Origin of the sequence: Streptomyces sp. NPDC018029, from assembly GCF_044327655.1 — a bacterium.
Classification (GTDB): domain Bacteria; phylum Actinomycetota; class Actinomycetes; order Streptomycetales; family Streptomycetaceae; genus Streptomyces.
In genome coordinates this window covers 68,717-89,149 of the sequence record NZ_JBIRFV010000016.1, presented here as the reverse complement: position 1 = coordinate 89,149, position 20,433 = coordinate 68,717, and the positions used below count along the sequence as shown (strand labels likewise).

Here is a 20,433-nt window from a genome sequence, read left to right as displayed (position 1 = left end):
AAACAGAGGAGTCGCCGTGACTGCGCCGATCAACCACGTCACCACCACCGAGCTGCCCGTCGTGGTCGTCGGGGCCGGCCCGGTCGGCCTGGCCGCCGCCGCCCACCTCACCGAGCGCGGCCTCACGCCGCTGGTCCTCGAGGCCGGAGCGTCCGCGGGCGCCGCGGTGCGCGAGTGGGCGCATGTGCGGCTGTTCTCCACCTGGGGCGAGGTCACCGACCCGACCGCCGAGAAGCTGCTGGCCCCCACCGGCTGGACCAAGCCCGACGCGAACACCTACCCCTCCGGCGGTGACTGGGCCGAGCGGTACCTCCAGCCCCTCGCCGACGTCCTTGGAGAACGAGTCCGCTTCGGCGTCACCGTCACCGGCGTCTCCCGCACCGGCCGCGACCGCGTCGTCGACGCCGACCGCGAAACCCAGCCGTTCGTCGTGCACGTCACCACCGCCGAAGGCCGGGAGGAGCGCGTCTTCGCCCGCGCCGTCATCGACGCCTCCGGCACCTGGGCCACGCCGGGACCGGCCGGCGGCAGCGGCCTTCCCGCCCTCGGCGAGAAGGCGGCGAGCGACCGGATCACCTACTGCGTCCCCGACCTCAAGGACCCCGCCGTCCGCGCCCGGTACGCGGGCAAGCGCACCGCCGTCATCGGCTCCGGAGCCTCCGCCTTCACCGCCCTCGCCTCCCTCGCCGACCTCGCCACGTCCGACGACGGCGCGAGCACGAAGGGAGTGTGGATCCTGCGGCGGGGCATCTCGGGCGCCACCTTCGGTGGCGGCGAGGCCGACCAGCTCCCGGCACGCGGCGCCCTGGGCCTGGCGGCGAAGGCCGCCGTCGACGACGGTCACGCGGAGGCGGTCACCGGATTCCGTACCGAGGAGATCGGGCGCGACACCGACGGCCGTCTGACCCTGGTCGGCGAGGACGGGCGCCGCCTGACCGCGGTCGACGAGGTGATCGTGCTGACCGGCTTCCGCCCGGACCTGTCCTTCCTCGACGAGTTGCGCCTGGGCCTCGACGAGCGCCTCCAGGCCCCCGTCGAACTCGCCCCGCTGATCGACCCCAACCAGCACTCCTGTGGCACCGTCTACCCCCACGGCCACCGCGAGCTGTCCCACCCCGAAGCCGGCGTGTACCTGGTCGGAATGAAGTCCTACGGCCGCGCCCCCACGTTCCTGGCCATGACCGGTTACGAGCAGGTCCGCTCCGTCGCCGCCGCGATCGCCGGCGACCTCGACTCCGCCGACCGCGTCGAGCTCACCCTCCCCGAGACCGGGGTGTGCGGTGGCGCCGGCCTGTTCGACACCCCCGGCGCCCCCGCCACCCAGCAGGAAGACGCCGGCGGCTGCTGCGGCTCATGACGGGCGCGCGCGTGGTGCGCCGTCGAGACGTCGCAGGGCGCGGCAGACTGCGGGCATGAGCAGATACGCCGAGGTCATCGTTCTCGCTCGCGATGCCGAGGAGGTGATGGAGCCGCTGACCCGCCCGTCCGCCGACCGCGAGTGGTACCAGTGCTTCACCCGCGTCGACAATTCCGTCTTCGCGGGCGCCGACTCCAGCTCGCGAGAGTGTTACGCCTGGGTCGTCCAGTTCACCCGGCACAACTGGTACGGGCTGTTGCCTCACCTGGAGTCCCTGCCGTGGCCCGACCCCTACTCCGTCCAGGTTCTCGTCCGCGACGAAGAGGACGACTGCTTCGGGCTCTGGATGCTCCACGACGGCAAGCTCACCGAGGTCTCTCTCCCGCACACCTCCCGGCACCTCGCCCCCGGCATCAGCGTGACCGGGACGCTGAGCAGGACCGACCGGGACTGGGCCGACCCGGACTGAGCCGGCCGGGGCCGACCGACCGGGGCCGAAGCGGGCCGCGCCCACCACCGACTCATCCTTCTGGTCCAACTGGCCCAACTTTGCCTGCGTGAAGCACGAAGCGCGGTGTATGGATCACCCCTGAGAAGAATGTCGCGTCAGTGCAACATGAGGGGGTGCGGTCGGTCATGTGTCGACGGAACGTGATCCGGCTCCGGGCAGGTTCACCGGAACGCCGGCGCTGGGCGGCCCTGTTGGTGGTGGTCGTCGCTGGTGTCGCGGCCCTGCTCGGCGCCGGATCGGGGATGGCGCCGGGGGCCGTCCGCGGCCCCTCGCCCACCCCGCCCGTCTACACCCAGTGGGGCCCTCCACTCACGAAGACGACCATTGACGGCGGCAAGTTCATCATCGACGCGAACGGCGTCCCGCACCGCATCGGTGACACGGGAGACAACACGTACACGATCGACGCCCTCGCCTTCATGAACGAGCAGTTGGAGAAGGCGGGGCTGGCCTACGACCGCAGGACCAGGACCGGTTTCGAGTACATCTACCAGGACGACAAGGAGGACGACGAGAAGAAGCTGCTGGTCCCCAAGGGGAGGATCGCCTCGGGCGCGCTCTCCGGAACGACCGCCGACATGCTGAAGCTCGCCTGGAGCAGCGGGCGGCTCGTCAGCGTGGACGTCGTCGACGCGACGGGCACTTCCCGCTCCTACATCGACCCCGTCAACATCGGGCACTACAGCAACACGGTCAACAAGAAGCTGCCCGGCAACGACAACCAGGCCGACAATGTGGTGTTCGTCGCGGAGAACAGAAGACAGGCCGAGATCCTCGCGAAGGCCTACCAGGGCAATCCCCATGTCCGGATCATCCACCCCGCCTCCCGGTACGACACCGGGGAATTCGAAGCCGGGACCGCCGCACTGAAGCAAGCGGCCGGCCACCTGTTCACCGCCCGACCGTCGAACTGCCCCCCGACACCGGCGCACAGCGTGCCGCGCCCTGCCCCCGGCTCCGGCTCCGGCGTGCAGCGAGCCGCCTTCACGGTGGGCCGCACCGCAGACTGCGGCGAGCAGAGTCCGCCGAAGCCCGGCGGCCTCGCGCAGGGACTCGCGGCCGGTGCCCGGGACGCGGGCGGGATCGACTTCACCCGGCTCGAACTGCGCTACCTGGCCGACCCGGGCCCGGGCAACGGCCTGCGGTACGCCTTCCAGGCACCCGTCGAGGCATCCAGCAAGGGGAGTCCGCTCACGGGCCTCGCGAACGCGCGGAACGCTTCCGACTCGTTCTTCACTTGGCTGCAGCTGAACCCGTCGACGTTCTGGGTGAACCTCAGCCCCAACGAACCGGACCGGATCATCGACTCCCGGCTCGGCCGCACGGAGACGGGACGGGTGCTGCTCGAAGCAGACCTCATGCTCAAGAAGACGACCGGCAAGCTGATCCACCCGGACACGGGACGCGGCACCGAGTACTGGCAGTCGCTGTCGGGCAAGTGCACGTCGTTCCGCACCTGGATCGTGCCTGCGCCCGCGACGGTGTACGCCAAGGGCGACGAGCTGCACATCCTCAAGTCGCCGCTGGACGTCCAGATGGAGACGCAGTACCTCAAGCAGCACGACGGCCCGGGCAAGGCCACCTGTCCTCAGCAGTCCGCGCAGGTGCAGGAGCACAACGAGTCCCAGTTCCGGCGGATGATCCTGCCCCACGTGGTCAAGGCGGTGAACACCGCTCCGGAGTACGCCGAGCTGCGACGCGTGTACCTCAGCAGGATCGCCGCCGAGTGGTACCGGGAGCTGAGCCTGCGCAAGAGCACGACCTACGGGTCGATGATCGACGACGGTGATGTCGACGCGTACGTCACGCGAGAGAAGTGGAAGCCGAGGGACACCTTCGACGCGTACGTGCGCTCGTACACCAAAGGCGAGTTCCAGGTGACGCACCGTACCCGCAAGGACGATCGGGTGTACATGAAGACGTACATCTACGGCGGCGTCGACTTCACCGACGTACGGCTCACCTCCCTGGGCGCCGACCGAGTGGAGTCTTCCTGGCCCGGGCTGACCCGAAGCGTCAGCCGGTCGCTGGACGAGCCCACGAGGGACCGGGGGAAGGGACAGGCCTGGCTCGGCGGAGGCGTCCCGGCGGAGGACAGCCACAGCGTCGAGGAAAAGAGCCGCGAAGACAGGGGCGGTGGCACGTCAGAAGCCCTGGGGCTGCCTGTGCAGGAGGACGACGAGGGCTTCGTGGCCGTGGCGGGGCGGTGGCTCGGGGTGGCGGGCGTCTCGCTGTTCGGGGTGATGGTGCTGAGGTTCCTGATCCGCCGACGCCGCGCCAGGCGCATTCCCTCCTGATATTCCCCGGCGTCCGGCGCTTGCCGGGCTGGGGCTTCCGATGACTTCCAGCGATCTGCACGACGAACAGAAGGACGGCACATGTCAGTGGCTCAGGGCATCTTGGTGGCGATCGTGACGGCCCTGGTCGGAGTGCCCTTCATGGCAGTGCTCGCTGTGTGGGCGACAGGGGACACGGAAACCGGACCGGCTGGAGCCGATGCCGAACGCGTCACGCTGGAGAAGGGCACGACGGACGACAACAGCGGCTGGGACAGGGAGTCGACAGAGGGGTGCTGCGTGATCCTCGTCGTCATCCTGGCCATCGTCCTGGTGGAAGTGGCAGTGGCCGACCCCGGCCCCAACAACGGCTACGTCTGGACGGTCACCGCCCTGTCCGTGGTGATGGTGGCGGCGGTACCGGTCGTGCGGTACTACAAGGGCGTACGCGGTCTGCCGCTGGCCCTCCACGTGTCGGGCGCGCTGACGCTGGCGGTGGGCTGCCTGACCCTCGGTGTGTTCATCACCGAGCCGCCGACCTACCGACTCGGGTTGGCCCTGCTCGCTGTCGTCGCAGCAGGTGTGGCGACCACTTCTGTCCTGGCGCTGGTCCTGGCCGAGGTGACGCTCACCGTGGTGCCGGTTGCTGTCGCCGTACTGGTGGCCGTATTCGGTGCCGTCGCACAGTCCGTCCACGACTCGGCCGAATACGCCATGCGCTACGGCCACCCGGTGCGTATGACGTTGCCGACCAGGTGCGTGGGAAATGAGGGGATGACATGCGGGATCACGTGGAACAAGACGGAGCACGGACCCTCCCCCGCCTTTGAGTACGGCCAGGAAGTCACCGTCCACTTCAGTCCGGAGGGCCGGTCCCGCTACGGGCGCTACTACGCGCTCGGCGGCTTCTACAAGCCGGGCGACGCCAACGACCCGACCCTGGTCTCCCTCGACACCCGGGCCATCGACGACAACGCGTACGTGACGACCGGCTACGAAGCGGACTCCATGACGCCGTTGGGCCGGTTCCGTCTGCCATGGCCGGTGTGGGCGGCCCTGCCCCTCTTCCTGGTACCGCTGGCGCTGCACCTGTTCCTCGTCAGGGACAGGGCGACGCATCCGCTGCGGCGGCGCCGGGCGCGCCGCGTCGATTAGCACCCGCAGAACTCAGGCCCGGGGCTCCGCGAGAAGCCCCGCTACAAGGTCGCGGACGTACGCCTCGTCCGTATCGGGAATCGAGAAGACCACCCGGAAGTAGAGCGGCGCGACGATCCGGTCCAGGATCTGCTCCAGAGACGGGGGCGGAGGCGTGTCGCCGCGCTCCCGGGCCGCGTCGAGGACGGGACCGAAGCGCGCGCGGACCCTGCGCAGACACTCCCGCAGTCCCGCGTGCCGCTCGTCGATGTCGGGCGCGACCTCGGCACGGAAGAACGCGATGCCGCCGGGCCGGGAGAGCTCCGTCAAGGTCCAGGCCGCCTGATTCTCCAGGTCGGTGCGCAGATCGCCGACGAGCGGGGGCGCGCCGGCCTCACCGCGGTGCTCGGCGACGTCGGCCATGAGCGCGGCGAGCGTGCCCCAACGCCGGTAGAGCGTACTGGAGTTGACCCCCGCGCGCTTGGCCACAGCGGGGAGGGTCACCTGGTCGGCGCCGCGCTCGCCCACCAGCGCGACCACGGCGCTGTGCACGTCGGCGCGGACGCGGCTGCTGCGGCCGCCGGGCCGCTTCGTCGATGCGTCAGCGTTCACCCCTCCACTCTAAAGCAAAGACTTGTGCCTTAGCGGGCGATGCGCCTACAGTCGCGCTAAAGCAGAGATCGCCGCTTTAGCGTTTTCGAAGGGAATGTCATGTCAACCAACGAAGCCGCCCTCGCCCTCGGGCGCACCTTCCACCGGGCCCTCGCCTCAGGCGACTGGGACGGCATCCGGGCCCTGCTGCACGACGACGCCACCTGGACCCTGCCCGGCGACAACACCATCTCCGGCACGGCGGAAGGCGCCGACGCCGTGGTGGAGCGCGCTCAGCGGATCGCCTCGTACGGTCTCAACTTCGAGCTGCTGCACGTCCTGGTCAGCAGGGAGAACATGGCGCTCTCGCTGCACAACACCGCGCAGCGGGAGGACGCCGTGCTGGACGAACACCTGACGACGGCCTGCCGGCTCCACGATGGAAAGATCGCGAGCATCGAGACCTATCTCTCCGACGTGCCCGGGATGAACGCCTTCTTCGTCTGACGACCAGAGGGTGCGTGAGGTCAGGCGGAGGCGGCTTGGAGAAGGGATTCCGCTGCGGCGGTGCGGGCGTAGAGGACGGAGCGGCCTGCGCGGTGGGCGCTGACCAGGCCCGCGTTGCGGAGTGCGGTGAGGTATTGGGACACCCCTGCGGGGGAGAGTCCGGTGCGGTGGGCCAGCTGTGTGGTGGAGGCCGGGATCTCCAACTCGGACAGCAGCAGGGTCCGTGAGCGGCCGAGTACGGCGGAGAGCGTGTCGGTCCGGGCGACGGGGCGCTTCGCCCACAGTGAGCCGACACCGCGCGCCGGATAGGCGAGTTGGGGCGGGTCCGGCGGCGTCGTTCGGGTGCGCAACCCTGGTCCGGTGAAGACCGAGGGGATCAGCAGCAGTCCCGTGCCTGCCGTCGTGCGGGTCAGCGGCTGCTTTCGGTTGGAGATCCGGAGCGCGTCGTCGTCCCAGCTCAACGACGTGTGCAGGTCGTTGAGGAGGTGACCGGTGCCGTGCTCGGCGGCCAGGCGGGCCCGGTGGAGGATGTCTGCGTCCAGGACTGCCCGGATTCGCGCCCAGTAGGGGGCGAGTACCAGCTCCCAGTACGTTTCGAGCTCTTCTGCGAGTTTGGCCAGGAGGCCTTGGGGGTCGTTGCGCAGAGCTCGCAGTCGGGGGCCGAGGCTCCCCTGATGGCGGGCGAGGTGGTCCAGGTCCTTGCGTACCCGGTCGGCGGGCGAGGCCCGGATCGCGTCGCGCTCCGCCGCCGGGGTGGGGGCCGGTCCGGCGGGGGCGGGGTTGAGGAAGTCGGGGACGTAGCCGCCGGTGAGCGGAACCAACTCGCGGAGCCAGCCCCGGTCCAGCCCCGCGGCCACCATGCGCGGGCGTACCTGGTCGACCCAGGGCCGGTGGATCGGATGCGCGGCGGTGGACGTCAGCAGTCGGAAGCTGGGTGCGACCTCCCACATCGGTGAGACGGCGAACCGTACCTGCGCCAGATCACTCGTCGAGAACGCCAGCTCCGCCACGATGAACGCTCCTCAGTGGATTCAGGCATGCATGAATCAATGGCGGGCCAGCCTACCGCGCGTAGATCATCCCGCCATGACCTCACACACGATCACCGCGGCGGCATCGGGCACCTGGAAGCTCGGCGACCTGACGACGGTCAACCGGATCGGTTTCGGCGCGATGCGCCTGACTCAGTACGGCGAGGCATTCACGGCCGATGCCGTCCCACGCGACCGCGACCAGGCGATCAGAGTGCTGCGCCGCGCGGTCGAACTCGGCGTGAACCACATCGACACCGCCGCGTTCTACTTCTCGTCGCTGCGCTGTGCCAACGAGCTGATCAACCGGGCACTGGCCCCCTACCCGGACGACCTCGTCATCGCCACCAAGGTCGGACCGGGCCGTGACCCTTCAGGCCAATGGCTGCCGCACGCCACGCCCGAGCAGCTGCGCGGCCAGGCCGAGGAGAACCTGCGCCGGCTCGGCCGCGACCACCTCGACGTGGTGAACCTGCGCGTCGTCGGCACCGACTCCATCGCCGAACGCTTCGGCGCACTCGCCGAACTGCGCGAGGCCGGACTCATCCGGCACCTGGGCCTGTCCAACATCCACCCCCACCACCTCGCCGAGGCTCAGAGCATCGCACCGGTGGTCTGCGTCCAGAACATGTACGGCATCGGGGCCTCGCCCGAGCAACAGGAGTTCCTGGCCACCTGCGGTGAACAACGCATCGCGTTCGTGCCGTTCTACTCGATCGCCGGTACCGGACGCGATGGGGGCGCGACCACCGACCACCGCCCGGAGGTGCACGCCGTCGCCCGCGCCCACGGCGTGAGCGCAGCCTAGATCCGGCTGGCCTGGACGCTCCACCAGGGCCCTCACGTCCTGGCCATCCCCGGCACCGGCGACCTCGACCACCTCGCCCAGAACGTCGCCGTCGGCTCCCTGCGCCTGTCGGCGGAAGAACTCACCGCCTTGGATCCCCGCCACCACGAGACGACATGAGCAGGACTCACGTGGCGTAGGTGCCCACGTGGGAAACCCTCACGACGGCGATGCTGGGTCCGCCCCGCCCGTCAGTCGATGCCGTCGACGATGCGGAAGTCGCGCTCGACACCGGCGGGGAGCGCCACCAGCGCCTTCTGGTACGCCTCGCTCTCGTATGCCGCGACGGCCTGTTCAAAGCTGTCGAACTCGACCAGAACGACGCGTTGCGGGATTCCGGCCTCGTGGGCGACGACTCGACCGCCACGGGACGGGATCCGGGAGATGGTACGCCCGCCCCCGGCCTGGACAGCCGGACCGGCCAGCCTGTCGTAGGCAGTCAGCGTCTCAGGGTCGGAAATGGCGGGGTAGACACTGACCCAGTAGCCCTTGGCCATGGAAACCTCCTGTGTTGGGCCGGACGCGATATCCGCAGGCTAGGGCTTGATGTGGGGTCGGGGGAAAGATCAATCCGGGATGGACCCAGAACGCATCGTTATCAATTGACAGGGAGGGCTTACGCCGCCTGGCGCTGACGACTTCGCACAGGGACGCCCGGACAGGCTCTAGACCGCCGCGCGGAAGCGCAGGCTGGTGATGAGAGGCCGGTTGCTCCGAAGGACGGGCAGGGTCGCGGCCCGGGAGACCACGTGGCCCGTGAGGCCGCGGCCGACGGGGAGGGGGACGTCCCGGATCTCGGTGATGGCGGGGTGGACCGTTTGCAGGGTCCGGTGTCCGTCAGCGTCCATTCCCCAGGGCATCGGGGGGAGACGGTAGCCTCCTGGGCCCTTTCCGCCGGTCCGGCAGCGCGCGCTGAATCGGCGCGAGACGGTGTCGAAGACCATCGCTCCGCCGGGGAAGGTTTCCGCGCAGGCGGCGATCAGTTGGTGTACCCGGGCAGCGTCCAGGTACATCAACAGCCCCTGGGCGGTCACCAGTACGCCTTGCGAGGGGTCCACGAGCTCCGTCCAGCGGCTGTCGGGGTCGCGGCTGATGTCACAGGGAACGTGGCACTGCCGCCTGCCGTGCGGCAGTACGCGGGTGCGCAGCGCGAGCGGGTCGGCCAAGTCGACGGATACCCACCGCACTTGACCGTTGTCGACCCGCCAGAACGTCGTCTCCAGACCTTCACCGAGTGCGATCACGGTGCCTTCGGGGTGGGTGGAGAGGAATGCGCGCACCACACCGTCGAACGCGAGGGCCCGCAGTGCGAGGGTCTGGGCCACCCAGGGCCGGGCGGGTCCGAGCCGTTGACGGAAGGGGAAGTCCAACTCGCGTACCAGACGGGCTGCTTGGGGGTCCGGCAGTACGGTGTCTTTCCGGGCCGCCTCGGCCGCGCGGTGGTACAGGGTCCATAGCGCGGTTTCTGCGACTCCCGTGAAGTCTGTCGTGGCGGTGGACTGCATTGCGCACCTCTCCTCCTGGCCTGCTCGGCCCCCACACTGGTCCGACTTCGCCAGTTCAGTGCCCTGCTCAACGGTCCGTCCCCGATTCGGTCACCCCCTCGCCGCGAGCACATGCCCGCCGGGTCAACGTGGGAGCCGCGCGTCCACCCGTACGCGTTCGCTCGTCCCGTCCGACAGGAACGCCGCCAACGCGCCGCCCTCCTCCTCGACTTCGGCGTGCTCCGCGCGGGAGAAGGGGCGCAGCGGAGTCACCAGCACGGTCTCCTTCTCCACCTCCTTCTCCACGGACCACGTCGCCGCGACCCGGCCGTCGACCAGGACGACGCGTTCCCCGGCGACCGACAGACCGCGGTGGGCGTCGTCGATGATCCGACTGCGGTCGTCGTAGCCGAGGATCGCGTTGTCGAACGCGGGCAGGAAGCGCACCGGCGCCGGGGTGTCGGGATCCGGGCGCGGGGCTTCGGGCAGGTCGAGGAGTTCGCGGCCGCGCTCGTCGCGGAAGGAGACCAGTTCCGCGCGGGCCGCGGCGACCGCGGCCGGGAGTCCGGCGAGGCCGCTCCAGGCGCGCAGGTCGGCCGTGGCGGCGGGGCCGTAGGCGGCCAGGTAGCGACGCAGCAGACTCTGGCCGACGGGATCGGAGCCGTCCGGGGAAGGCGGGTCGATGTCTCGTCCCAGCCAGGAGGAGAGCGGGGCGTTGCGCACGCCGGCCTTCGTGCGCCACAGGCCGCGGGGCGGCACCTGGACCATGGGCACGAGACCCCCGATCAGCATCTCCCCCAGTGCGCGCGGCGGCGGCGCCGGCCAGCGGTCGGCGACGGCTCGCGTGAGCTCGGCCATGGTGCGCGGCTCCCCGTCGGCCAGCACCGCCCGGCCCGCGGCGGCGAGTTCGTCGAGGTCCACGCCGTCGAGGTCGCGGCGGTAGACCCCGAGCACCCGCTGGCGCAGCATCGCGTCGTGCCGGGAGCGCCAGGCCAGGGCGTCTTCGGCGGTGACGAGGTGGATCGTACGGCGCATGAGGTGCGTACGGACCACACGGCGCTCGACGAGCAGGTCACAGAGGGCGCCAGGTGCGAAGGCGCGCAGCCTCGACCAGAGTCCGACGAACGGCTCCTGCGGTTCCTGTGCCTGCAGACCGCAGAGGTGCGCGACCGCGTCCAGGGCCGGCATGTCGGCGCGGTCGAGGAGGAGTTGCCGGGCGAGCGTGGCGCGGCCGAGTGTTCGGGCGTCGAGCACGGTCGGGGCGTTGGTGGGCATGGGGCCGCTCCTCGGATCTCTCGGGTCGAGGACCACCGTCGCAGGAGATGCGGTCAGGTGCTGTCCTCTATTCCCCGCTTGCACCACCAGAGCGCCGCACGCCACCCGATGCGGCGCCCGTCCCCGGTGCTGAGCGGAAGCACGCGGGGGTCCATGTGCGGGCACCGCTCCCCCTTCGGCGGGAAGGCGACGCCCGTCTCGTCCTCCATGGCGGCGAAGAAGCGGCGCCCCTCGGACGACTGCCGCGACGTGGACCAGGAGTACTCCGGGCCTGCGGTGAGGGCCGTGTGGACGGCGTGCCGTCCGAGGCCCTGGCCCTGCCAGTGGGCGGCGACGGCGATGTTGCCGATGTGGCCGAGCCGGCACGGGTGGCAGATCTGGTACTCCAGGCTGCCCACGTGGCGGTCGTCGGGGTCCAGCATGGTGACGGCCCGGCGGCCCGCCGGCAGCGTCTCGACGACGTGCTCGAAGTGGATGGCGGGCGGCCGGGCCGGACGACTCACTCGACTCTGCCCTCTCGCCCTGGCTTCTTTGTGCGGGTCCTCGCGTGGGCCCTTCTGCCCGTCGCCCCGGCCCCCTTGGCGAGAGCGGTGGCGTCCTGTGTGAAGGCCCACGTCATCTTCGGCTCCATGGCGAAGCGGAACATCCGCTGTACGGGTGATGTACACAAAAGGGTGATCACGGTCCCGGCGACGAGGGTCACTGCGATCTCGCCGAGCGGCCGGTGGACCCAGTCGGCCTCGTACCAGCCCCAGAAGCGGGAGCCCTTGGCGAGGAAGCCGTGCAGGAGGTAGCCGTAGAGCGTGCCGGCGCCCAGGGCCGTGAACCACAGCTTGCGCCCCGGCACCCAGGCGAAGAAGCAGGCGACGAGGACCAGTGAGCAGCCGAAGAGCGCGAACGTCATGACGGCGCCGGACCAGCCGGGCGCTGCCAGTTCCTGGGCGCTGTCGCGGCGGTAGAACCACGCGGCGTTCATCCGCGGAGCGGCCCAGTAGGCGAAGGCCAGCGCCATGGCGAAGACCGGTACGGCCAGGATCCGGGCCTCGCGGCGGCGCACCAGCTGGAAGTGCTCCGGCTTGAGGACGAGGCCGAGGACGAAGAAGGGGAGGAACTGCAGGACGCGTTGCAGGTCGAGGTCGTCGCCGATGTCCGGGGAGACGGAGGCGAGCGCGGCGATGGCGAGCGCGAGCGGCAGCGGCCGGCGCACGATCTGCCACAGCGGGGTCGTGAGCCGCCAGATGAACAGCGCGGCCAGGAACCAGGTGAGGTACCAGGGGTCGAGCAGGCTGATGGGGTGGTCCGGGTCGTCGCCCGCCCACCTCTTGAAGAAGGTGTACGCGACTTCGAAGATCACATACGGTACGGCGACTCCGGTGACCAGGCGTTTGATCCGGTTCGGGCTCGCGTCGAAACTGCGGGAGAAATAGCCGGAGATGACGATGAACGCCGGCATGTGGAAGGTGTAGACGGTGATGTACAGGGCGGCGGCGGCCCGGCTGTCACCGCGGAGTGGTTCCCACGCGTGTCCCATGGCGACGAGGACGATCGCCAGGTACTTGGCGTTGTCGAAGAACGCGTCGCGTCGCTTGGTGGGCTTCGCCGCCCGCCTCGAGACGCTCGGGACCGTGTACGCGGCCGTGACGCGGGGAGAGGGTGGGGGGTGCTCGATGGGCCGTAGAGGAGGCAGCGGCATCGCGTGACGATGGCGGCCCGTCGGCCGTGAGGTCTCACTCAAGGTGCCCCCCACGGTGACCCCGGGCCTCCGAGATCGCGTCTTGCGTCTGATGCGGGTGTTGCGCCGTCGCAGAACATCTCGGGCACCTTAGCGATACTTCTACAGTCGCGTAAAACCCTCTGGTCATAGCCCTCCCCACGCGGTCCAGGCGTCACGAGTACCCAGAAGAACGGGCGAAGGAACAGGGCCGGCCCGACACCCGAGGTGTCGAACCGGCCCTGTGGGTCCGCGATGAGCTCCCCGATGAGAAGGGGACCGTGCGGTCAGTCCGTGCCGAACTCCATCGCGGCGCGGTCCAGCAGCTCGTCGTCGGCGGAGACCCGGCCGCGCGAGGCGATGGCCTCGGCGCCGCCCTCCGGCATCTCCGGCATCGTGCCGATCAGGCCCGTCGCGGCCGCCTGCGCGGCGCCGATCGGCGTGCCCGCGGCGGTGCCGATCAGGCCGAGGCCCGCGTACTGCTCCAGCTTGGCGCGCGAGTCGGCGATGTCGAGGTTGCGCATGGTGAGCTGGCCGATCCGGTCCACCGGGCCGAACGCCGAGTCCTCGGTGCGCTCCATGGAGAGCTTGTCCGGGTGGTAGCTGAACGCCGGTCCTGTGGTGTCGAGGATCGAGTAGTCCTCGCCGCGCCGCAGCCGCAGCGTCACCTCGCCGGTGACGGCCGCGCCCACCCAGCGCTGCAGCGACTCGCGCACCATCAGCGCCTGCGGGTCCAGCCAGCGGCCTTCGTACATCAGCCGGCCGAGGCGCCGTCCCTCGTTGTGGTACTGGGCGAGGGTGTCCTCGTTGTGGATCGCGTTGACGAGACGTTCGTACGCGGCGTGCAGCAGGGCCATGCCCGGCGCCTCGTAGATGCCCCGGCTCTTGGCCTCGATGATCCGGTTCTCGATCTGGTCCGACATGCCCATGCCGTGGCGGCCGCCGATGGCGTTGGCCTCCATCACCAGGTCGACGGCGGAGGAGAACTCCTTGCCGTTGATCGTCACCGGGCGGCCCTGGTCGAAGCCGATCGTCACGTCCTCGGCGGCGATCTCGACCTCGGGGTCCCAGAACCGCACGCCCATGATGGGCTCCACGGTCTCCACGCCGGTGTCCAGGTGCTCCAGCGTCTTGGCCTCGTGGGTGGCACCCCAGATGTTGGCGTCCGTGGAGTACGCCTTCTCCGTGCTGTCGCGGTAGGGCAGCTCGTGGGCGAGCAGCCACTCCGACATCTCCTTGCGGCCGCCGAGCTCGGTCACGAAGTCGGCGTCCAGCCAGGGCTTGTAGATCCGCAGCTGCGGGTTGGCCAGCAGGCCGTAGCGGTAGAACCGCTCGATGTCGTTGCCCTTGAAGGTGGAGCCGTCGCCCCAGATCTGCACGTCGTCCTCGAGCATCGCCCGGACCAGGAGCGTGCCCGTGACGGCGCGGCCGAGCGGCGTGGTGTTGAAGTACGCGCGGCCGCCCGAGCGGATGTGGAACGCGCCGCAGGTGAGTGCGGCAAGGCCCTCTTCCACCAGCGCCGCACGGCAGTCGACCAGGCGTGCGATCTCCGCGCCGTAGGTCTTGGCGCGGCCGGGCACCGAGGCGATGTCGGGCTCGTCGTACTGCCCGATGTCGGCCGTGTAGGTGCACGGGACGGCGCCCTTGTCGCGCATCCATGCGACCGCGACCGAGGTGTCGAGACCGCCCGAGAAGGCGATGCCGACGCGCTCGCCGGCGGGGAGGGAGGTGAGGACCTTAGACATGGGAAGAGTATGCATCATCGCGCATGGTCATGCAAAGACGTGCATGGCCGGCCGCCGCCGGAGCAGGTGCGCGGCTGCGGGACGGGGGTCAGGCGGCGCCGTCGAACGGCGTGATACGGCGGTACGCGGCCCGGGCGTACCACACCCGGGCCGTCGCCGTGCCGATGAGGGCGGCGGCCAGCAGGCACGCCACCCAGCCGGGATCCCGGTGCCCGGCCCAGGAGAGCTCCCCGGTGGGGTGGGTGGCGAAGACGTTCAGCAGGGCCCAGCACAGCAGGGCCGTGCCCGGCGCCGCGACGAACCGGCCGAGCATGCCGACCAGCGCCGCGAGCACGGACAGCGCCGCGAGGGCGAGGCCGGTGCGGTCGAGCGCGCCGAGCAGGTCGAACGTGATCACAAGGACCAGGGAGCCCGAGCAGGCCGTCGTCCAGACGAACGGCGTGCCCATGGGTTCAGGAACGGCTCTTGCGCCCTTGGCGATATACCGCCACTCCACCACCGTCGATTCCTCCCCACACCGGGCACCGGGTGCGTTACCCGGCGCCCGGCCTCTCCCCGGCCGAATCCTCGTACGACACGACCGTCGCACCGCACCGGCAAGGAGCGGGGCGAGGTCACGGTCTGTCGGCCGATTCTCCCACCCCGTTCCGGAAATGCCGAGGTCGATCGCGGCGACCGATGTCACACGCGGGGCCAGGCCGGGGCCGAGGAGTGTCGAGGAGTCGATATGTCAGTACAGCTTGTTGACGGCCGTCGCGGTCGTGGTCTTGAAGTCGGCGACCTGGGCGTTCGCGAAGTTGCCCATCTGGCCCCACTGCACGAGCGTCACGGTGTTCCCGTCGCGGCCGACGGAGAACATGTTGATGTCGGAGGCTCCCCACGTGGCGGTGGTGTGGACGCCGTAGACGTGTGCGCCCTCCTCGGCGTTCACCTTGCCGTAGTACTTCTGCTTCGCGGTGATGTCGGGGTACTGCTGCATCACCTTCTTCGCGCAGCCGTCGAGGTTCTTGCGCAGGAGGGCGGCGAAGTCCTTGGCCCGCTGCTCGCTGCGCTCGACCACGGTCACCTGCAGCGCACCGGTGTCGAGGTCCGTGCGGTAGGCGCGGTGCACGGAGATCGACGGCAGCGCCTCGCCGACGCACATCGGCAGCGGGTCCGGCTGTCCTGCCGTCACCGGTCCCGCGGTCCACTCCGACGAGGAGTGCGGCGGCAGTTCGGACGGCGAGAGGAAGCGGGGTGTGTCGGCCGCGGCGGCCGGCACCGTCCCGGCCACGACACCCGCCGCCGCCAGCGCGGCCCCCATGACGAACATCCCCTTGGTCCCGCGCCTGTTCATCTTCTTCGTCTCCACGGTTTGCCCCATCTCACTTGGTCACAGTGCCTGTTCGGGCGTTCGATGCCGCCCTTTTGGTCCCACGCCACGTACGACCAGCGACCCCCTACGCGCGTTGCCCCCGCCGACGTCACAGCTCTGTCCGCCATGTCACCGAACAGCAACAGCCCACTGCCGCAAGGGAGTCACCCCGCACGCAGCCACTCCTCCAGCGAGAGAAATTCGGCGTCACCGAGGCCGTACCGCGCGTCGACCCGGCACAGCAGAGCTCGCCCGGGGTGATGCGCCGCGACCCACGCACGGTCCACGTCGCCGATCTCGTCGTCGAGCCACGCGAAGTCCCGGCCCGCCGCCCACGCCACGAGCGTCGGCGTCTTCCAGTGCAGCCCGCCCCGCCCGTCCGCGTCCGACGGCTCGGGCCACTCCACCAGCGGCAGCCGGGGCAGGCCGAGCCGCGGCGCCACGTACTCGTTCGCGTCCGCCATCCAGGTCGTCGCCCAGACCGGGTCGCACGGCAGCGCCAGCAATCGGGCGCCGAGTCGGGGATCGACCCTGGCCAGCAGCGGATTCGCCCCGGCGTCCCGCGCATCGGAGCCGGCGGGGTACGTCGGATAGCCGTCGGGCATCTCCCGCGACGTGGCACCGAACGGGATGAGGGGGCCGTCGACGTCCAGGAAGAGGAGGGGGCGCTGTTGCGGGCTGGGCACGGGGGCACGTTACCGGTGTGTCCCACGGCCGGGGCGGCGGCCGCCGCTCCCGGCGGTGACCATCGCACGATTCACTCGTTTGACGGAGGTCAGGACGTCACACCGTCAGCCTTCGGAAGGCCCTTCGATCGATGAGCACTTCGCAACGGCGCCGGGCGAAGGGGCCCCAGCCGGTGACCCTCGAGCGCGCCGAGGCCGTCATCGTCGACCAGTACACCCGGCTCGTACGCCTCGCCTATCTCACCCTGCCCAGCGCCCTCAGCCGACACCGGCGCGTCCTCGCCGCGCACGCCCTCGTGCAGCGCGCCCTGCCCGGCTTCCCGGCGCGGTGGGCGCCGTCGCAGGTTCCGCGGCCGCGGGCGGCCGACCGCACGCGGGAGACGGCGTGGATGACGGCTCGTGTGCTGGGCGCGGCGTTGGCGCGTGAGCGTCGGCCGCGCGGCTGGCCGAAGCGCCTGCCGCCACCCCGCGCGCTGCGCCCCACGCTGCCGCTCGTCTGGGGCCTGCGTCTCTTCCCCCGCGCCGGTGGCACCGAGGAGATCGCGCTGGCGCAGACCCTCTCCAGGGTCTCCGCGCCCGCCCGCGCCGCGTTCGTCCTCGGCAGTCTGGACGGTCTGGCCCGCTCCGAGGTCGTCGAACTGCTCGCGGCCGCCGACGTGTCCGACCCGGAGGAAGCCGTGCGTGCCGCCTGCCGTGTCGAGGAGGCCGTGGGGGACGCGGCGGGCGCGCTGCTGCGGTCGCAGGAGTTCGACGCCTGTTCCGTCCAGACCCGGCCCACCGATCTGCTGCGCCGCAGGCGCCGGTTCCGGCTCGGCTGGTGCGCCGCGGGGATCGCCGCGCTCAGCTGCGCCGTGCTGACGACGCTCGACTCCGTGCCCGTGCCCGGGGGCGCCCCGACGCGGCCCTCGGGCGGCCGCCCCGCGATCAGTGCCGACGCGTTGCTCCGCACCTCGCCCGCCGTGTGGGCCGACACCTCGCGGGTGGACTTCACCGCGTGGCCGGCCCGCGGCTCCCGCGCCGGCGACCGCGCCCTGCTCACGCGTGCGCTCTCCGCGTGGACCGATCCGCCGCGCGGCACCCGCGTCCGCGCCGCCCCGGCCACGACCACCGAACCACCGCCCAGAGCAACCCAGTTGCTGTACGCCGACGTCGTGGGCGGAGAGGCCGTCGTGCTGTTCCACGACGGCCGCCGCGTGGTCCGGTACGGCGAGCCGCTCGCCGTGACGGAACCGGCGTCCCTGGACTTCTCCCGCGCCGACGACGCCGATGTCACCACGGCGGCGGCGCTGGCCGTCAGCCGTGCCGGTGGCAAGGCCCGCTATCTCACCGCTCCGTGGATCACGGAGGCCCGGTCCCGCGACCTGTTGCGGCCTGACGCGCCCGGCCGCCCGCTCGACGTGTCCGGCGCGGGTCTCACCGAGGCGGTCCACACCCCGTCGGACGCGGGGCCGTGCGACAGCCTGCCCGTCATGCAACTGCGTTCCTCCGCCAGGATCGTGGAGAAGCACGCCTTCCTCGTCGCCGACCTGGGCGGCCTCACTCCGGCCCACCTCAGCTACACCCCGCTGCCCGGCACCGGCGCGCCGGCCCGGCAGCCGCGTGAGGCCACCAGCAGTGCGGCGCTTGCGGCCTGGGCGCGGGGCGCGTGCCACCTCCCCGGACTGCGGGGCGACGGCGTACGGGCCGTCAATCAGTGGGACTTCGCCGAGCAGGAGTTGCCCGAGGACGGCGGTCGCGCCGTGTGGTCCTGCACGCGCGCGTCGACGTGGCGCGGACCCGGCAGCGTACTGCTCGGATTCCGCACGTCCTCGGAGGCGACGCCGTCGCGGGTCGTCGGGCGGGCCGGGTCCACGGCCGCGTGCAGCCGGTTCGGTCAGCACGTGGTGGCGAGCGCTCGGTGGACGGCGGGTTCCGGGCACCGGTACCTCCTCGCCGCGGGCAGTCGCGAGGTCACCCGGATCTCCGTGACGTCCGTCAGAGGTGAGGTCGACGCCGAGAAGCGCGGCCGCTTCCTGGCCGTGCGTGCCCCCGAGGACGCACGGGTGACGGTGCGGGCACGTCTTGCGGACGGCGGGAAGCTGGCCGAGGTGGGTGCCGGCGCGTCCCGGGGGCGTGGTCCGGGGCAGGCCAGCGCGGGTGGCGGGCGTCGATGACGTAGTCGTGCGCGTGCCGCCAGCCGTGCGGTCCGGCGTGGGCGTCGGCGAGGTGGGGGTCGTCGGCGGGCAGGGTGGTGTGGAGGTGGGTGAGGCGGGCCGGGTCCCGGGCCGGCCACAGCAGCGCGGCCGAGGTCGCGGCGGCGAACGCGGCGCCGGTGAGCACCGCGGCGGCCGTCGTCAGTCCGGCTGCGGAGGCCAGCCAGCCCGCCAGGGGGTAGGTGAGCAGCCAGCAGCCGTGGGTGAGGGCGAACCGGGCGGCGAACGCGGCGGACAGGTCGGCGGGCGCGGCGGACCGGCGGACCAGTCGGCCGGCGGCGGTCAGGATCATGGAGGAGCCCGCGCCGAGCAGCGCCCAGGCGGCCAGGAGTCCGGGCCAGGACCACGTGCCGCGTGCGAGACCGATGGTGGACGACGCGAGGACCGTGGCGAGCACGAAGCCGCCGGGCAGCATCACCGTACGGTCGCCGAAGCGCTCCACGGCGCGCGGCACGAGCAGGGCGGCCACCATGGAACCGGCGCCGAACGCGCCCAGGGCCAGCGACACATCGCCCGCCCCGCGGTGCAGGTGGTCACGTACGAGCACGACGGTGTTGATGACGACCATGGAGCCGCCGGCGGCCGCGGCGAGGTCGAGCGCCAGCAGCGCGCGCAGCCGGGGCGTGCCCCAGTGCAGACGCGTGCCGAACGTCGCCTTGGCGTGGACGCCGCCATCGCGCTCGACCGGGAGCGGCGCGGGCAGGACGACCGACAGGACAAGCGCGGCGGAGGCGAGAAAACCGAGGGCGGTACCCGCGAACAGCCAGTTGTAGCTGGTCAGTGTGAGCAGCCCGCCCGCGAGCACCGGGCTGAGCAGGCTCTCCAAGTCGTGGGCGAGCCGGGCGAGGGACAGGGCGCGGAGGTAGTCGCGCTCGTCGGGCAGGATCTCGGGGAGGGTGGCCTGGAAGGTGGGGGTGAAGGCGGCCGACGCGGCCTGCAGGAGGAAGATCAGGACGTACACCTGCGCCACGTGGCCGACGAACGGCAGGGCGAGCGCGACGCCGGCCCGGGTGCCGTCCATCGCCACCAACAGGGCCCTGCGGGGCAGGCGTTCGGCGAAGGCGCCGATCACCGGAGCGAGACCCACGTAGGCGATCATCTTGATGGCCAGCGCGGTGCCCAGGACCGCGGAGGCGTCCGCGCCCGCGAGGTCATACGCCAGCAGGCTCAGGGCGACGGTCGCCAGGCCCGTGCCCACCAGGGCCGTGACCTGAGCGGTGAACAGGCGGCGGTACGTGCGGTTCTGGAGCACTGAGCGCATGGGGGCGCCCCCTGAGTCGGTGGCCCGGACCCCCTCACGGTAGATGACGTGTGCGCACCTGCGCACGCGTCGTACAGAATCGCACGCCGGTTGTACGGAAATACGCTGGTCAGGGGTGCCAGGGCGCCCCGGTGACCTGGTGGTCCGCGTGGTTCAGCGCCTCGGTGACCAGGCGGCGCAAGTGGCCGTCGCGCAGCGAATAGACCATGCGGCGGCCGTCCTTGCGGGCCTGGACGAGGCCCGCGAGCCGCAACTTCGCCAGGTGCTGGCTGACGGCGGGCCGCGCCGCCTCGCTCACGGTGGCCAGTTCGGTCACGTCCGCCTCTCCCCCGGCCAGCAGCCACAGCAGGTGCAGCCGGGTCGGGTCGGCGAGCAGCGCGAACACGGTCGTGGCGGTCTCCAACTGCTCCTTGCCCGGACTCCGTTGGTGCCCATGGTGTGCAGGTGAGGATGTGGCGCGCTCCGGCATGG

Annotated in this window: 18 protein-coding genes and 2 pseudogenes; 7 read left to right on the top strand and 13 right to left on the bottom strand. The window is 71.2% G+C overall.

Annotation, left to right across the window (positions count from 1 at the left end):
- The first annotated feature begins 28 nt into the window (after nucleotides 1–28).
- From ACH4D5_RS36090 to ACH4D5_RS36075, 4 genes are all read left to right on the top strand, one after another.
- Complete coding sequence (locus ACH4D5_RS36090; RefSeq protein WP_398311695.1) at nucleotides 29–1,357, top strand: NAD(P)-binding domain-containing protein; 1,329 nt, start codon at nucleotides 29–31, stop codon at nucleotides 1,355–1,357.
- 55 nt (nucleotides 1,358–1,412) lie between these two features.
- A complete protein-coding gene (locus ACH4D5_RS36085) occupies nucleotides 1,413–1,826 on the top strand; it encodes a hypothetical protein (protein ID WP_398311499.1) in 414 nt (137 codons plus the stop codon).
- Nucleotides 1,827–1,993: 167 nt separating this feature from the next.
- A complete protein-coding gene (locus ACH4D5_RS36080; RefSeq protein WP_398311496.1) occupies nucleotides 1,994–4,165 on the top strand; it encodes a hypothetical protein in 2,172 nt (723 codons plus the stop codon).
- Nucleotides 4,166–4,246: 81 nt separating this feature from the next.
- Entirely contained in the window at nucleotides 4,247–5,299 is a 1,053-nt protein-coding gene (locus ACH4D5_RS36075) for a hypothetical protein (RefSeq protein WP_398311493.1), read from the top strand.
- Between the two features lie 12 nt (nucleotides 5,300–5,311).
- On the opposite strand, the gene ACH4D5_RS36070 is transcribed toward ACH4D5_RS36075, so the two are convergent.
- Entirely contained in the window at nucleotides 5,312–5,890 is a 579-nt protein-coding gene (locus ACH4D5_RS36070) for a TetR/AcrR family transcriptional regulator (RefSeq protein ID WP_398311491.1), read from the bottom strand.
- 99 nt (nucleotides 5,891–5,989) lie between these two features.
- On the opposite strand from ACH4D5_RS36070, the gene ACH4D5_RS36065 reads away from it, so the two are divergent.
- Nucleotides 5,990–6,376, top strand: a complete 387-nt coding sequence (locus tag ACH4D5_RS36065) for a nuclear transport factor 2 family protein (RefSeq protein WP_398311488.1) — start codon at nucleotides 5,990–5,992, stop codon at nucleotides 6,374–6,376.
- 20 nt (nucleotides 6,377–6,396) lie between these two features.
- Here the strand turns inward: ACH4D5_RS36065 and ACH4D5_RS36060 are convergent, their stop codons facing one another.
- Nucleotides 6,397–7,386 (bottom strand): DUF5937 family protein, encoded by a 990-nt coding sequence (locus ACH4D5_RS36060; RefSeq protein WP_398311485.1) that lies wholly within the window; start codon nucleotides 7,384–7,386, stop codon nucleotides 6,397–6,399.
- A gap of 76 nt (nucleotides 7,387–7,462) precedes the next feature.
- Here ACH4D5_RS36060 and ACH4D5_RS36055 point away from each other — a divergent pair.
- Nucleotides 7,463–8,374, top strand: a pseudogene (locus ACH4D5_RS36055) (aldo/keto reductase).
- Nucleotides 8,375–8,445: 71 nt separating this feature from the next.
- On the opposite strand, the gene ACH4D5_RS36050 reads toward ACH4D5_RS36055, so the two are convergent.
- The 9 genes from ACH4D5_RS36050 to ACH4D5_RS36010 all read right to left on the bottom strand — a co-directional run bounded on the left by ACH4D5_RS36050 (nucleotide 8,446) and on the right by ACH4D5_RS36010 (nucleotide 16,509).
- A complete protein-coding gene (locus tag ACH4D5_RS36050; RefSeq protein WP_398311482.1) occupies nucleotides 8,446–8,751 on the bottom strand; it encodes a DUF1330 domain-containing protein in 306 nt (101 codons plus the stop codon).
- Between the two features lie 168 nt (nucleotides 8,752–8,919).
- Complete coding sequence (locus tag ACH4D5_RS36045) at nucleotides 8,920–9,759, bottom strand: class I SAM-dependent methyltransferase (RefSeq protein WP_398311479.1); 840 nt, start codon at nucleotides 9,757–9,759, stop codon at nucleotides 8,920–8,922.
- A 123-nt stretch (nucleotides 9,760–9,882) separates the two neighbouring features.
- Entirely contained in the window at nucleotides 9,883–11,013 is a 1,131-nt protein-coding gene (locus ACH4D5_RS36040; protein WP_398311476.1) for a winged helix DNA-binding domain-containing protein, read from the bottom strand.
- A gap of 53 nt (nucleotides 11,014–11,066) precedes the next feature.
- Nucleotides 11,067–11,516: a GNAT family N-acetyltransferase gene (locus tag ACH4D5_RS36035; RefSeq protein WP_398311473.1), complete on the bottom strand. Its 450-nt coding sequence runs from the start codon at nucleotides 11,514–11,516 to the stop codon at nucleotides 11,067–11,069.
- Nucleotides 11,513–12,748 carry an acyltransferase family protein gene (locus tag ACH4D5_RS36030; protein WP_398311470.1) on the bottom strand — a complete coding sequence of 412 codons (1,236 nt, stop codon included), beginning with the start codon at nucleotides 12,746–12,748 and terminating at the stop codon, nucleotides 11,513–11,515. The genes ACH4D5_RS36035 and ACH4D5_RS36030 overlap by 4 nt, the downstream gene beginning before the upstream one ends.
- Before the next feature lie 263 nt (nucleotides 12,749–13,011).
- Nucleotides 13,012–14,469, bottom strand: a complete 1,458-nt coding sequence (gene argG, locus ACH4D5_RS36025; RefSeq protein WP_398311467.1) for an argininosuccinate synthase — start codon at nucleotides 14,467–14,469, stop codon at nucleotides 13,012–13,014.
- A gap of 88 nt (nucleotides 14,470–14,557) precedes the next feature.
- On the bottom strand, nucleotides 14,558–14,917 hold the full coding sequence (locus tag ACH4D5_RS36020; protein WP_398311465.1) for a hypothetical protein: 360 nt from the start codon (nucleotides 14,915–14,917) through the stop codon (nucleotides 14,558–14,560).
- A 282-nt stretch (nucleotides 14,918–15,199) separates the two neighbouring features.
- Entirely contained in the window at nucleotides 15,200–15,805 is a 606-nt protein-coding gene (locus ACH4D5_RS36015; protein WP_398311692.1) for a hypothetical protein, read from the bottom strand.
- Between the two features lie 182 nt (nucleotides 15,806–15,987).
- Nucleotides 15,988–16,509, bottom strand: coding sequence for a hypothetical protein (locus ACH4D5_RS36010; RefSeq protein WP_398311463.1), 522 nt, complete (start codon nucleotides 16,507–16,509; stop codon nucleotides 15,988–15,990).
- A 131-nt stretch (nucleotides 16,510–16,640) separates the two neighbouring features.
- On the opposite strand from ACH4D5_RS36010, the pseudogene ACH4D5_RS36005 reads away from it, so the two are divergent.
- Nucleotides 16,641–18,599: pseudogene (locus ACH4D5_RS36005) on the top strand (hypothetical protein); the annotation flags it as partial.
- Here ACH4D5_RS36005 and ACH4D5_RS36000 read toward each other — a convergent pair.
- Together ACH4D5_RS36000 and ACH4D5_RS35995 are read right to left on the bottom strand one after the other, a co-directional pair.
- Entirely contained in the window at nucleotides 18,484–19,962 is a 1,479-nt protein-coding gene (locus ACH4D5_RS36000) for an MFS transporter (RefSeq protein ID WP_398311460.1), read from the bottom strand. The pseudogene ACH4D5_RS36005 and the gene ACH4D5_RS36000 overlap by 116 nt on opposite strands.
- Nucleotides 19,963–20,071: 109 nt before the next feature.
- Nucleotides 20,072–20,431, bottom strand: coding sequence for an ArsR/SmtB family transcription factor (locus tag ACH4D5_RS35995; RefSeq protein WP_398311458.1), 360 nt, complete (start codon nucleotides 20,429–20,431; stop codon nucleotides 20,072–20,074).
- Nucleotides 20,432–20,433 lie beyond the last annotated feature (2 nt).